The organism is Streptococcus parasanguinis (assembly GCF_047463195.1).
GTDB lineage: Bacteria > Bacillota > Bacilli > Lactobacillales > Streptococcaceae > Streptococcus > Streptococcus parasanguinis_R.
Genome location: NZ_JASHEI010000016.1, coordinates 1 through 14,907, shown reverse-complemented (window position 1 = coordinate 14,907; position 14,907 = coordinate 1). Strand labels below are relative to the sequence as shown.

The 14,907-nt window shown below is 33.5% G+C and carries 10 protein-coding genes, 2 pseudogenes and 1 riboswitch; of the genes and pseudogenes, 3 read left to right on the top strand and 9 right to left on the bottom strand.

All coding sequences use genetic code 11. The features are described 5' to 3' along the window. On the bottom strand, positions 1-938 hold a 938-nt coding region (gene eno, locus QM870_RS10140), incomplete at its 3' end, for a phosphopyruvate hydratase (RefSeq protein ID WP_414369490.1). A 52-nt stretch (positions 939-990) separates the two neighbouring features. Further along, positions 991-1,063: riboswitch (Fluoride riboswitch) on the bottom strand. A 525-nt stretch (positions 1,064-1,588) separates the two neighbouring features. Between eno and QM870_RS10135 the strand changes: the two genes are divergently transcribed. After that, positions 1,589-1,777 carry a competence regulator inhibitor paratox gene (locus QM870_RS10135; RefSeq protein WP_214256135.1) on the top strand — a complete coding sequence of 63 codons (189 nt, stop codon included), beginning with the start codon at positions 1,589-1,591 and terminating at the stop codon, positions 1,775-1,777. A 401-nt stretch (positions 1,778-2,178) separates the two neighbouring features. On the opposite strand, the gene QM870_RS10130 is transcribed toward QM870_RS10135, so the two are convergent. The 7 genes and pseudogenes from QM870_RS10130 to comA form a co-directional block, all read right to left on the bottom strand. Beyond that, complete coding sequence (locus QM870_RS10130; protein WP_414369488.1) at positions 2,179-2,889, bottom strand: CPBP family intramembrane glutamic endopeptidase; 711 nt, start codon at positions 2,887-2,889, stop codon at positions 2,179-2,181. 24 nt (positions 2,890-2,913) lie between these two features. Next, entirely contained in the window at positions 2,914-3,087 is a 174-nt protein-coding gene (locus tag QM870_RS10125) for a hypothetical protein (protein WP_164978956.1), read from the bottom strand. A 1,503-nt stretch (positions 3,088-4,590) separates the two neighbouring features. After that, positions 4,591-4,968, bottom strand: coding sequence for a hypothetical protein (locus QM870_RS10120; protein ID WP_129299863.1), 378 nt, complete (start codon positions 4,966-4,968; stop codon positions 4,591-4,593). A 327-nt stretch (positions 4,969-5,295) separates the two neighbouring features. Then, positions 5,296-6,792, bottom strand: a complete 1,497-nt coding sequence (locus QM870_RS10115) for a DnaD domain protein (RefSeq protein WP_129299864.1) — start codon at positions 6,790-6,792, stop codon at positions 5,296-5,298. 533 nt (positions 6,793-7,325) lie between these two features. Next, on the bottom strand, positions 7,326-8,744 hold the full coding sequence (locus QM870_RS10110) for a plasmid recombination protein (protein ID WP_227223980.1): 1,419 nt from the start codon (positions 8,742-8,744) through the stop codon (positions 7,326-7,328). 833 nt (positions 8,745-9,577) lie between these two features. Beyond that, positions 9,578-10,933, bottom strand: coding sequence for a bacteriocin secretion accessory protein (locus tag QM870_RS10105; protein ID WP_129299866.1), 1,356 nt, complete (start codon positions 10,931-10,933; stop codon positions 9,578-9,580). Positions 10,934-10,944: 11 nt separating this feature from the next. After that, positions 10,945-13,099 (bottom strand): annotated as a pseudogene (gene comA / locus QM870_RS10100) (peptide cleavage/export ABC transporter ComA). Positions 13,100-13,256: 157 nt separating this feature from the next. On the opposite strand from comA, the gene QM870_RS10095 reads away from it, so the two are divergent. Beyond that, positions 13,257-13,892, top strand: coding sequence for an Abi family protein (locus QM870_RS10095; protein ID WP_414369484.1), 636 nt, complete (start codon positions 13,257-13,259; stop codon positions 13,890-13,892). A 97-nt stretch (positions 13,893-13,989) separates the two neighbouring features. After that, positions 13,990-14,262, top strand: a complete 273-nt coding sequence (locus QM870_RS10090; protein ID WP_442759092.1) for a competence regulator inhibitor paratox — start codon at positions 13,990-13,992, stop codon at positions 14,260-14,262. 187 nt (positions 14,263-14,449) lie between these two features. Here QM870_RS10090 and QM870_RS10085 read toward each other — a convergent pair. After that, a pseudogene (locus tag QM870_RS10085) lies at positions 14,450-14,907 on the bottom strand (phosphopyruvate hydratase); the annotation flags it as partial.

Sequence of the window (14,907 nt, the reverse complement as noted above, 5' to 3'; positions counted from 1 at the left end):
TCATCACCTACTAATTGAATTTTTTGACCTTGAGCTTTCGTTTGAGCTGCAAAGCCCTCCCAGTCATGTTCAGAAAATCCATCTTCAATGGAAATAAGTGCTGGATATTTTTCAACTAAATTTTCATAGTAAGTCAATAGTTCTTTAGAAGTCAAATTTTGCCCTTCAAAACGATAAACTTTTTCTTTATCATCATAAAATTCACTTGAAGCTGGGTCAATGGCAATCGCAATTTCTTCACCAGGAACATATCCTGCACTTTCAATTGCTTGATAAAGTGTAGCAATTGCATTTTCAGTAGAACCAAGTTTAGGGGCAAAGCCACCTTCATCACCTACGGCTGTTTCTAGCCCTTTGTCAGATAAAATTTTCTTCAGAGTATGGTAGATATTTGCAATTTTTTCTAAACCATCGCGAAAGCTGTCCCGTTTGACTGGTGTAATCAAAAATTCTTGAACGTCAATTCCTGAATCGGCATGTACTCCACCATTAATGACATTGAAAAATGGTTGTGGAAGTTCCAAATCAACTCCACCAAGATAGCGATAGAGTGGAATTTTTTCACTATTCGCTGCCGCACGAGAAATGGCCATTGAAACCCCTAAAATTGCATTAGCCCCTAAACGAGATTTATTTTTTGTCCCGTCAAGCTCAATCATCAAATGATCTAATTTTGCTTGATTAAATGGTGATTGTCCTTTCAATGCTTCATAAATTTCGCCATTGACATTTGCGACGGCTTTAGAAACGCCTTTCCCTTGAAGGCGGGCTCCGCCATCTCTTAATTCAACTGCTTCACGGTCTCCGGTTGATGCTCCTGAGGGTACTGCTGCACGTCCTAGTGTTCCATCTGTTAATCTAACATCTACCTCAACGGTTGGATTTCCTCTAGAATCAAAAATTTCTCTTGCGTGGATGTTTTCGATTGTGACTGTCATAATAATTCTCCTTTTCTTTGCCTTTAATGCCTTGTAAGTCAAAAAAAGGCTTTGCTTTGTAGGCGCCATTAGATTCAAGCTATTTCTTGAAACGGTTTCGGGTGTGCACCATACCCATCTATTGTTAGATTACCATTTTATTTTTATGAGGTCAAATTTTTGAAACTGATTTTTTTAAAAATACATTTATCATTAAACAAAATTGTGTTATAATCACTATAATTTGCTCCTGTGTAAGTGTTCTAACGTGTACTAGAAAAACAAGATATGACTAATTCATTCATAAAAAATTCAAGCGCTTGGTTTATCGTAGCGTTTTTTTAATTGCTGAAAAAACTTGATATAAAACGCCTAATTGTTGGGGAATGTTGGTATAAAACCCTTCTAAAAAGCCCGTAGCACGATTTTATAATAAGGGTGGTATAAATAAATCCTAGACGCTATTAAAAACGACCCCCGCCTCTATTATGAGCCTAGGAGAGCCACCACAAGGTGTTCGCTTGTATCACGCGCCATTTTTTCAGATTTTTAAGGGGTGTCTATACCAATTTATGCTAATGTTTGCTAACATTTTTCGCTATAATAGAATTACTTAAAAAGATACGTTTTTCTGTATCAATTACGAATACTATAGAAAAGGAGATAATACAATGCTAACCTATGATGAATTTAAAGAGGCTATGGACAATGGTTTTATTAAAGGTGATACTGTCCAGATTGTCCGAAAGAATGGTAAGATCCATGATTACGTTTTAGACGGTGAACGAGTTGAGCCACACGAAACATTGAGTTTAGAAAAGGTATCAGATATAATAAAGGAACTAGGCGGAGGCAACTAAAAAAGCACCTTGCTGGTGCTAGTCTCTTGCCTGCTGAACTCGTAAAATGATTGATATTTTTGCTTACCTATTTGCTAACTTTTAGGTAAATTGTAAAGCAATCTATAAAAACTTTCTTCCTATATAATGCTAGTTTTTACTAGCTTCTTAGGTTGAATAGATAGCTAAGAAAAACCTAGCTTAGCTCTACCATACATTTTTATTTAAAAAAGCAATGTAACTTATTAAATGCTTCATTGCTCTGAAATATTATATTTTAAATCAAATAAGGTTTAGATTAGGTTTAATAGGTGGGGAGCCCTATTTTAATTTTATGATAAATTGGGTATACAAAGGTAGTTATAATTTTGCTTTTTCTATTGTTAAAAATATGTCCACATTTTCATTTTTTATCCGTAATGTTACACCAAGAAATGCCAGTATATATAATTGTAGACGAAAATCCAAATAGGTTTTAAATAACCATAAAAATTACAAAAACTGTGCAGTAAAATTACTAATCTTATATCTTTGTACTTCTTATAAATCCCAGCAAAAAATAAACCATAAACAAAATAAATAGCGAAGGAAATAGGATCTCTGTACCTAAAAATCAGGTGTATTACTCCAAACAGCATTCCTGAAAGTAATACATCTAAGTGATATTTATTGTTCTTGAAGAATGCATTCATTACATAAGCTCTAAATATCACTTCTTCCATAACAGGTCCTATCCCAATTGCATAAATGAAAAACAATATACTTGAAATACCTGGTCCCTTTAAATAGACAGAACTAGGATATTTAAGGTGAGGTACGGACGGTGCTAAGATGATAAAATCATGGAAAACATTTTTGATCCAAGATTCTAATATTGACAAAATGATGGCTAAGATAAAGAAGCAAAGGTAAAACCATTTCCATTTTGGAATTTTAAAATTTAGCGGTATTTCCTTTTTCATCCATAATACAATAAAGCTTATCAAAAATATTTGAAGCATCAAAAGACAAAGGATCATGAAAGTGATACTACCATTAAACACAGTTGTAATATACACGGCAATATTTTCCAAAATAAATTGATCTATAGTTAAAAATATTAGTATGGATAATACATGTTTAAGATACTTCATTATCATGATCCTTTATCATCTTTTTTACGGAAAAATACTATACGAATCAAAAATTCTCGCTAGTTTTGATCCTGTTATGTAACTACTTTCGACCGAAACTGGTGGATGATACCCCATATATAGTGTACAAATCATGCCACCACCTTGGACACAGCAAAGTTCTTCGTCTTTTAAAGTTTTAAATTCTTTCTGAATCATTTTTTTCTCCTTCAACTATATTATAAAATATTTTTGTAAAGCACCTATAAATTAAATATTCAAGGTGGATGTTGATAATCCATAAAAAGATTCCTCCTGCATGATTTTTAATTTATGCTTTGATAGACTTCAGAAGTTTTTCTAACTTTCTTCATTCGAATATTTTATATGGCATTATTTTAATAAAAAAAATAAAAAAACGACATGACTTTTAAGTCATATCGTTTTTTTGTTATATGCAATTCAAAAATAGTATCTTGTTAAAAATTATATTCTACAGCACGCCGCAAGAAATACAAATCATAGTAGCTATATTCATGTTTCTACAATACTTTTAGAAAATACTCTTCAAGTATCCTGAAACTTAATCTCTGGTTTTTGACTGCTCACAATGTTAGTTAACTAAGTATTTTAATTAGTTCATTGTTCAACTTTCCGAAAAATTGGTCTTTTTCGGAAAGTTGAACAATAAGCGAAAAAACAACCCTAACCGTTGGGACTGTAAGGAATTTTAGCGATAGATTGTCCGCCCTCTAAACTGAAATCAGCTCAGAATGGCTATCTCAGCATAATTTTTTAACATTTTATACAAAAAAAATTAACTATTCGGTATCAAAATTTCGAAAATTTTACCGAATAGTTAAAAAAATGAGCAGAATAGAATTTTTTTAATCGTATCTAATGTGAATAGTTGGACGACGAGGATAGTCGGCATTTAGCCTCAAAATACTCGTTAATCAAAAAAGAGCGTAAAAATCCCTAGAAGACAACAGTCCTCTAGGGATTTAGTTTATCCTTGAGAGGATTATGTTTTGGAATCTTTTGTAGTATTGTCAAATATTTTGAGTCAGGAGAGGATTGTGTTTTCTTGTGGAATTATTTATAGTAAGGGGGTAGTTACTGGAGTAGAAGTATATATGAGTGTATTAGAGTTAGAAAGATTAAATAAATTGTTTAAAATATAGTTTTGAAGCATATTAAATTTTGTCGGACAATAACGAAAAGGTCCGACTAGTCATTTTGGAAAAATGACTTTGGGTTACGCTAGGGAGGGACCAGCCGAAAAGCTTTAGCGTTTCCGAGGAACAGGGACAAAGTACGGCCAGCAAGGGTTTCTTGTCGTCAAAAGGAACTTGGAATAAAGCAAGCGGGCATGATATAATAATAAATGCTGAAGCGAAACCTTCCGCAAGTCAATGCGAAAGGAGGTGGAGCGAGTGCATTACATTTTCGACGTCTTACTTGCTATCGTGGCAGAAGTAACGGCACATTACATTTGCAAGTGGTTAGATAGCAAGGACAAACGCTAAAGCTAGCCCGACACCGACAAAAAAGCCCCTAGGGAACTGGCATTCCTTAGGGGCTTCGGTGTGCTTGTGCACTACATTTTCGTAAAACCATTATATCACGAGATTAGGCATGTGTCAAAAAATGGGTACATCAGAGGAATTTGAGAGGGATTTTTTAATGTATATAAAGCTAAAATAAATGAGATACACAAAGCTATTCCCAGAATTTCCACCATTTCTTTTTATGTTCTAATAGTAGGGTCTCATTCCTTACTGTCAGAGCTCCAATCAGTTGAAGTTGGCTGTTGCTTGTTTCAATCATGTCAGCAATCTGCTTGTCTTTTTGATCGATTTGATCCACCAATTGAGTACGTTCGCGTTCAAAATCCTCACGCAACTGCTCTATTTGGCTTTGTAGCATCTTTTCTACACGTATGCTAGAGCGTGTAGAGTCATCTACATTTGTATCGACATCTTCTACAATACATCTATCTAACACATATTGTGTTAGACTTTTATTCTGCTTTTTAGAAAGTTCGACAAGCCTTTCTTTTTGTTCTTTTGATACACGCATACTGATTTGCACACTCATTTTCCCCACCTCTTTTTCGTCGATTATATACGTTATACATAACGTTATGTATAACAATTATAGCACTTTCTATACATTTTCTGTACAGATATTTTATTGAAATCGATTTTTAGCTCTCATTTCCTTATCAATTACTGTAGAAAACAAAATCAAAGTGGCTGGCAAGGTAAATATCCCACCCCGATTTTTAATTCTTCAAAACATAATAAAACAATTATAAAATGCAGCTAAAAATCGAAGCCCTGTTTTTTACGATTTCATAATCTAACTAGGCTATTAAACTAGTTAAAAACAAAGCAATAAAAAAAGACGGATAAGCCGTCCTTTTTATTCGTCTAAAAAATCGTAAATATTGGTTTGTCCTTCGACAACGGGTGGCTCTTGCGATGGATTGTCTATTTTAGCTAGTAACTTATTTTTTTCTTTCTTCATGTCGGCCTGTTCTTCTTCTGTCGTTTCATTTTTATAATCCTGTTTCGACCACTTCGGAACATTTGTTTTTGTACTCCGTTTCCTAGTCTTTTTCTCATCACGTTTAACAGCATAACTTGCTTCATAAGATTTTCTTGCATCTTCAACCGTCGTTATACCTTTTTGTCTCCAATTTCGAAGAACGGTTGCTATGTATGTTGCTTTTTCCCCGCCATTTCGATCGAAAATCTCATATGCCAACTCTAATACATTCTTCCTATCGGATTCAACAAAGTCATTTAAGTATCCCAATATTTCCGATTCTGTTGGTTTTTCAACTGATTCAAAGCGGCTGAAAAACCAACCATATTCGTTCGATTCTTTTTTGGAAATTACCTTGCTTTCCATTACTGGATTATTAGGTTTAACAGTAGTTTCTTTTTTTTGTGCCGTTTTTTCAATAGCCAACCTAATTTCGCTAATTTCTTTAGTTGCTCTTTTAATAATGTTTATTGCATCACCTATAGTTTTTTCATTGATGTTGTATAATTCCTTGAGAAGGCTATTATCTTGAGCATATCCAAATCCTAGTAGTTCAACATACAACTCAGTCGCAGTTGCTATTTGTGCCTTTGAAGCTAATTTTGTCTTCTCAGTAGTCCATCGCAATTCTGCACCAATTATTTTTCTACCATTTTTTAACGGCTCATAAATGATGTTTAATTCTGTATTGCTATTGATATTTTCGACGGCTGGAGCTAAATGTTTTCGTTTGATTGCATCGTATCGTTCCATTGATTTCCCGAAAGTACCAAAAATTCCGCGAAGATCCTCATTGCTTAATTGAATTTTTCGTAAACCCGATTGATTAGCTATTAGGATATTTTCATACAACGCTTGCCCTGAAAAATTGAGAGAGGCAAACATATCTAGTCTATAGATCAACGGATTTTCTTCTCTAGATCTCAAAACTCCAATTATTGGAGCTACACCATCTTTTTCGATCTTATTTGAATTAAATATAAAATGGTATTTCCCTTTTTGATAAGAATAAGAACTGAAAATCATAATTCCTTTAGCAGAGCCATTCAGAGGATCATTAATCATCTTCTCATCGATCATCAAAATACTGCTTTCCCCAACTGCTTTTAGATCTTGTAAAATTCGTGATGTTCTGTGTCTTTCATAATCTAAAAGAGAAACAAAATTTTTTAGTTCATCAATTGTAAAAGTGGCTTCAGCAAAATCGCCATCGACTTTTGCGTTTAGCAATGCGAAAGAAAATAATATATTCTGCGCTGTCGTCATTCTGTTTGCTAAACTTGTTATGCGAAAATTTTTGCTTTTAGCCAACTGCTTGTTCTTTATATTGGTCAATTGCCAAACTTCTGGTTGCTTTTCTACTTCGTTCATCTTTCTTGCCTTTCTGTAGTGCTATTATACCACTGTTTAAAACAAAGTGCAACTTTTTGTTAAAACAGTAGCATTTATGTGTTAAAACAGTAGCATTTATGTGTTAAAACGGTAGCACTAATGTGTTAAATCAGTAGCACTAATGTGTTAAAACGGTAGCACTTAAAACCCAAAAAGCCTTATATAACAGGCTTTTTCAGGTTTTTGCGCTTTTGCGTACTAATACCTATACCTATACATATTATTTTAGAAGAAGAAAGCAAGATAAAAAATATACGTTTGTGGTCTTACGATTCACGTTTGATTTGATTGCTACGGTAGCTTTCCTTCAAGGGGTATCTAAGGTAGGTATTAGAGAATCTTTTATTTTGAAGACAACTAGTATTTTACTTTTTCAAGCAAAACAAAAGGATAACCAAATCGTCTTACTCCCTTTAGATAAAAATTTAGATTTTTTATTGACAAAGATAGATTATCGTCGTAAAGTGCTACCAAAAAAACACATACTTTTACTGAAGTCACAAGTAGATTATCTATCTGCTAAGATCGAGATCATCTCTTTCAAATGCCCTATCTCTATCCCCATCTTCTAGTTCAAGATCCTTTCTCTGAATGATCTTCTCAGCAATCTCATCTCGCTCTTTATCTGTCAGATAATATTCTTGATCCAATAATTGAGATCTGTATTTGTTTCTATCTTCAATTACAGCCGTTAATTCTTTAGATAAGCTATCATTTTCTCTAAGTAGACCAGCCATTTCTTCTTTTAGTTTAGCAATTGTAGCCCTCAGGCGCTTTACAATTCCTAAACCAAGAATATGCTCTTTAAAATCCTCTAACAACTGCATCAACGGGCCAGAATTAGCCCTACGTGCCAAGTCGTCAAAGTCTTTTTCTGGAACCATTACGTAGCGTTGTTTTTCCTTGCCAAAGCCTTTTTCTTCGATTTTATAGTTGCGCTTGTCGTCGAGTGGCTTATCCGCGATCAGCTGCATCTTCAACATCGCATCGACCGTATCATCTTTGATCATTTCGAGGTCAAGTTCTTCAGATTTGCTAACAATCTCATCGTTATACTCCTTGATAATTCTAGCTTGCTTCCTCTTACTAGCCTTAAATGCTTCATCTCTTTTTCGGATCATTTCTTCTTGCTTTCGCAATCGCTCGTCTAGCTCGTGCATCTTTTCTTCATGAGCCTTTTCTTCGCGTTGCATTTTAACGATTTGATTTGATTTTCGATTCTCAATGTATTCCATCGCGTCTTTGTACTCGCGCATATCCTTGATATCATTCGTCTGACCAGCTTTTCGGTCAATTCCGATTTCATGTACAAATTCATGCAGACGATGAACTTCTGCATCTCTAAACGCTTTAAGCTGTTCCCTCCCAGATGGGCCGAAGCCTTCCTGTTCCAGAGCCTTTCTAAACGATGGTTGCACAGCAAGCCCATTTTTGTATCCAGTTGCTGTTGGAACCACGTTAAAGTGTGCGTGAGGGGCCCCAGATTCGTCCAGATGGACGATAGCATTGTAAATGGTCATATTATCGTGCCGTTCGTTAAAATCGATTACGTAGCGTTTCAGGGCCTCTCCCGCCTCTTGCTTTTCTTCAAAACTTAGTCTTTCCCAATCTGCCTTATTACCGACTGCAACAATGAATTCCCTCTGCAGGTCCAAATTTTTGGATTTTTGGACGTGTTTATAGTAGTCATCAATCTTGCGATCTTTTCTTTTTTGCTTTGTGTTGTAAGCATTCAGTGCGTCGTCAAATAGTTCGTGATAAACATCTTTGATATCACGTTTGAAAATCTGAATATTGTATTTCGATTTTTCGCGCTGAATGTGTTTATGAGCGTCGCTGTTAAACTCTTTTTCTGTTAGTTCGCGGTTATTGTGTCTTATATTCGTTTTTCTTGGGTTTGTTTTAAAAGATAATGTCATTGTTTTATTCATGATTTAAACCTACCTTTGAATAGCTACTCATAGTATGCCATTTTTTGTTAAAAAAAAAGACAAAACAGAAGAAAAAAACGCAACACTCAAAGAATTTAACTAGGCTAATAATCTAGTTAATAAAAATATGGATAGATATAGAGATCCATGTTTTGTCCATTTCGTGGGTTTATATATAAGTCCATGAAAAATACAAATAATGGTCTACATAGTTGTCCATGATTTGAGTAGAAAATGGACTATATATAGGACCATGAAAATATAGAATAATGGGATATATAGTAGACCACGAAATGATAAAATCATGGAACATGTATAAGTCCATTATTTATATAAAAGATGGACAACATATAGGCCCATTATTGGGCTTAAACGTGGGTCAGTATATAAAACCATTAACAAACTAAAAACGCTCAATTTAGCCCGAAAAGCGGGCTATGCCGCAGCGCTATCGCTATTCTGCGTCTATATTGTCGATTTAAAACAGACGTAAAAATCATAATCTACAGTCGGGATTTAGTGGGAGTTTCTGTTACTCTTTGGCAAAGAGTAACGTTTTTGCACCTTTGACATTGCTTCGCAACGTACAAAGGTAAAACGCTCTGCCGAGGGAGATGTATTACACCCCTCTTTGGTCTGTAAAGTTAAATCAAAAAATTTTTTTATATTCTTCCTGATATGATTTATATACCATGCTATTAAAAAAACACTTGTAAAAGAGACATTAATATTTTACACAAAGCTTTCCGTTTAGGTCATACTTAAAAATAAAAAAACAACATGACTTTTATATCATGTTGTCAGAACAAATACGAATTTTATTTTTTATTAAATTAATTTTTCTTTAAAAACTGATCCAAGTAATATTGAAAATAACTCTTTTTACCTGTAATCATTACTATACGACCTTCTAACCCATAACGGATTTTTTTAGCTTCCTGATTAGTCAATTTAGTTTCAGCTTCTACTTTAAAAAAGCTCCCTTTCTCAGTCTTGGTGGCAGATGTGTCAATAGAAGAGATTTTTGAAGTTAGATTTTGCTGTTTACTTATATTATCAATGGTAGTGAATCGAATCTGATCTCCAACCTTAATTTGAGCTATATCTTTTGAGGGAACATAAGCAGTTATCTTAACCTTCTTTTCTGTTGTTAGTAAAGGATACAATTGCGCAATGAGATTTCCTTCTGGAATAATTACAGAATTACTAGTTTCTGTATTCAAATGGACAATTCCATCTTCAGGAGCGACGATTTTACCTTTTTGAACAATATTAGTTTGCATATTTTTTCCTGTCTCAGCTTCTATAATTTTTTGATTGATATTACCTAATTCTTGTCCTACGCGAGAAAGTTGCTGAGACCGAAGAGATTCTAACTGACTAGCTAGGCTGCTTGAATATGCTTGCTGAGCGCCTGAACCTGCATATTGAACACGATAATTAGAAAGGTTGCTTTCCATTTGGGATATTTGAGAATCAATTTGTGCGATAGATTGACTTTTTAAGACATTGGAGTTATCGGAGCTAGACTGATTTTTATAATTTTGGTAGATGGAGTAACCAATATTTGAACTATCTAGTGTCGTATCATTTTGAATAGCAGATTTAGCTATTTGATAGTCTTCAATTTTCGATTGTACATCTGAAATGATATTTCCTAGTTCAGCTTGTGAATTAGAAGAAGCTGCATTTTGAGAAGCTATAGTAGCATTTTGTTGATTTGTATTTGAACGCAAACTTTGAGCTTGATTAAGATAGTCATAAAAAGTTTGTTGGTAACCAAAGTTATCTTTAGTAGGAAATTGATCATTCCCACTTTCTAAGCTTTTTTGTAGATACTCTAGCTGTTGTTTTTGATCACGTAACATATCTAATTGGCTAGCGTAGCTGGATTGTTGAACACTTTCTGCTCCATCTTGATATTGTATGAGAAGTTCGCCTTTTTTAACAGATTTATTTTCGCTTAATTTATTAGTAATAATAGTGTTGTTACTTGTAGATTGGATATTTACAATGATACGATTTGGCTCAATGGTAGCTCCACTTGAAATAGTAATTTCTTTCTTTGCAAAAATAGAAAATAGAAAGACAAAGACAAAAAGTAGTGTAGTTGGAATGATAACTCGACTGGAAAAATTATGGTAACGTAGGTTATAAAATTCAGCACTTTCTAATAATTCTTGATCCATGTTTCCTCTTTCTAACTATTTACTAGATTGGCATAAAAACCATTTTGGGACAACAATTCATTATGAGACCCCTGTTCTACAATATGTCCTTGATCTAAAACAACTACATGCTCAGCTCGTTCTGCAATAGTTAAACGATGAGCGATAAAAATGATTGTTTTGTCAAGATTCATAAGGTTGTCTACAATTTTTTTCTCAGTAAGAATATCTAAACTGCTAGTAGCCTCATCCAATATTAAGATAGGAGCATCAGTCAAGAGGGCTCGTGCCAAAGCAATTCGTTGACGTTGCCCCCCAGAAATCCCTGCACCATCTGAAGTTAGTTCTGTTTGATAATTAAGAGGCATTTTTTCAATGTCAGAACGTATTCCAGCTAGCTCAACAGCCTTCAAAATATCTTTTTGTGTCGTCCCTTCTTTTGCCCCTAAAAGTAAATTTTCTAAAATGCTTCCATTGAAGACATAGGGTTGCTGAGGTAAATAATTGATATAGCGTCTCAATGTGTGTTTGTTAATTTGGTTGAGATTTATATTCCCAATTGATATTTCTCCTTGACTAGGATCATAGAAGTTAACCATCATTTTAGCTAGAGTAGTTTTACCGGAACCAGAAATTCCTACAAATGCAATTTTAGAACCTTCGACAATATTTAGATTGATATCCGTAAGTATATTACGACCATAACCATATTGATAGCTAACATTCTTAAATGTTATGTCTCCTTTTATCAAGCTCATATCTTGTACAGTCTTCTTTTCGGCAAATTCCGACTTTACTAGATAGACTTCATTAAGTCGATTATTGGCTACTTGAGCTGTTTGTAATTTAGTTTGTAAGTTAATGATGTTTTCTAGAGGGTTTGTGAAGTAAACAAGTAAGGTGTTATAGGTGATTAGTTGCCCAAGGGTCATCTGATTGTTCATTACTAGTATTGCTCCCATCCAGAGAATAGCAACATTGAGTATTAATTGAGCAACTTTTTTTAAGGCTTTTTGTTGACTTTCTGCACGACTGTAGATGAAAGACTTTTTCAGATAAGAGACAAACTCTTTGTCAATTTTTTGGTAGCGAGAATTTTCGCTTGTCAGAGATTTTATGGTTTCAATTCCATTAATATCTTCGATAATAGAAGAAGATAGTATTGCATTGGTTTCCATGGTATCACGGTTCATTCGTTCGAATGGTTTCATGAAGGAAAAGATGATAACCGTATAGATCGGAAGTGCTAAAAGACTGATGAAAAATAAATATATATTTTGAGAAAATAACACTATAGATATTATAAATACGATTGAAACGTCTAGAAAAATTGACAGAATTGTACTAGCAAGAGCATCAATGATACTATTAGCATCTGTAAACCGAGAAACTATTTCGCCAGTTCGGCGTGTAGCAAAGAAAGACATCGGAAGATGAAATACATGCTTAATATAAGAAAGTATAACATCTATAGATAATCTTTGGCCTAATATCAAAAGGAGATAATCTTGAGCATAATTTAATATTTGTTGCAATATATATACTAATACTAAACCAATAGAGACTATCCCTAATGTACTTCTCATCTGGTCTGGAACATAAGTATCAATAATAGATTGTAAATAGTATGAACCAACAATGTTTATTAAAGTAACAAGTAAAGTAGCTAAAATAATATTTATAATCAACCTTTTTTGTCTGGTTAAAATTGGAATAAAAGATAATAGACCATTTTTTGCATCTTTATGAGGTTTATAATCTGGAGTAGGAGCAAGAAAAATAGCCACACCAGTCCATTCATTCTCAAAGTGTTCTCGAGACATTTTAATCATTTTGACAGATGGATCTGGATCAGCTATGTGTATAGTTTTTTTATCATGACCAGTGACTACGTAGTAATGCAGAAGGTTCTCATTTTTTTTTTACATGAACTATAAAAGGATAGGATATATCTTCTATATCAAACAATGACATATCTGCTCGTATAGCACGTGTTTCAAATCCTAGTTCTTTACTTACTCTAACTAATCCTAAAGCAGTAGTCCCTTCTGTCGTAGTCTTCGCCAACTCACGTAGGTGAGCAATCGAGTAATAGGATCCGTAGACACTAAATATCATGGCTAGAGAGGCAACCCCACAATCCATCTGATCTACTTGAGGACGGTAGTGTTGTCGACGGAATTTCATAATTTTCTCCTTTTCAAAAAAATTAAAATTGTATATAGTATATTTTATTTTTTATTGAATTTCAATATTTTATTTTTAGTGATGTAGTGAAAAAACCACTTGTAATAAATTTTATTTGTTAAGTATAAAAAAATGAAGTAATCATCCATCTAAAACAATGAATTTTTCTTCATGGTCAAATCGTAAAAAATATACAAAGTTTCAAATTGAAAAAGAGCAATTTTCGATAAAGAAAAGATTGTCAAAAATAGTTAAGCTTAGTCAATCTTCTGAGTTAAATAATAAAATAAATACAGATCCTGATGGATTTCCATCAGTTTGGCTCGGGATTGACTTGTTAATGTTTGGAGATATTGTAAAAATCCTCGATATTATGAGTGAATCTAATTTGGAATCAATATCCTCATACTATAAATGTAGCAACGAAGAACTTGTTGCATGGATGAAATGTCTTAATTTTATAAGGAATATATGTGCTCACAATTCGAATCTAGTTGATATAAAGTTAACAACTAAACCTAAAACCCGTAAATATTGGAATCGATATCTATATATTATTGAGAGCACTAAGAACGATACGATTATAAAAAAACCGACCAATCGACTTTCCGTTGTAATAATAATAATTGTCGAACTTGTAAATCAAATAAATCCCAAATATAATTGGCATGATATTCAAAAAAGTATACGGAATCTTTGTAAAAATAACGATGAGCGTGCTCTATTATTAGGATTCAACTCTTTAGAATCTGCTAAAAATATAACATCATCTATTAAAGATAAAAAAGCTTAGTTTATAGTAAGCTTTTTTAGTATCTTTTATTTAATCTGAGATATAACACAGTTCTATTTTTCTGTATCGATTACGAATAGAAAAGGAGAATGATATAATGCTAACCTATGATGAATTTAAAGAGGCTATGGACAATGGTTTTGTTAAAGGTGATACTGTCCAGATTGTCCGAAAGAATGGTAAGATCCATGACTACGTTTTAGACGGTGAACAAGTTGAGCCACACGAAATATTAAGTTTAGAAAAAGTATCGGATATAATAAAGGAGTTAGCAGACGAGTTAGGCGTTAGTAAGACATATATAGAAAAAATCATACGAGTAGTCAATATTCATTCAGAACTACTAAAAAAAAGAATAGATTATTTTTAAATATTAAACAACAGGAAATAATAAAAAACTATTTAGATAAACCACAAACAGTAAAGGAGCACGCCTGGAAAGTGTGTATACGTCACAAGCGTATCGGGGGTTCGAATCCCCTCTTCTCCTCTATAAATTCACATTCTTAAAAATAAAAAAACATTAATTATAAAAATTAATGTTTTTTTATTTTTATCTATCCTGGAAATTTAGCAAGAGCTACATCTTTTCCTAAATCTTCTTCAATTCGCAAGAATTGATTATATTTTTCAACCCGTTCACTTCGAGCCATTGAACCTGTTTTTATCTGACCAGCATGCATGGCTACGGCAAAATCGGCAATGTAGCTATCAACTGTTTCACCTGAACGGTGAGAAATCATTGTCTTATAGCCTGCTTTTCTCGCTAAACTAATGGCTTCAATCGCTTCAGTTACTGTTCCGATTTGATTAAGTTTAATCAAAATAGCATTTGCTACGTCCTTTTTAATTCCTTCTTTGAAAATTTGGGGATTTGTCACAAAAATATCATCACCTACTAATTGAATTTTTTGACCTTGAGCTTTCGTTTGAGCTGCAAAGCCCTCCCAGTCATGTTCAGAAAATCCATCTTCAATGGAAATAAGTGCTGGATATTTTTCAACTAAATTTTCAT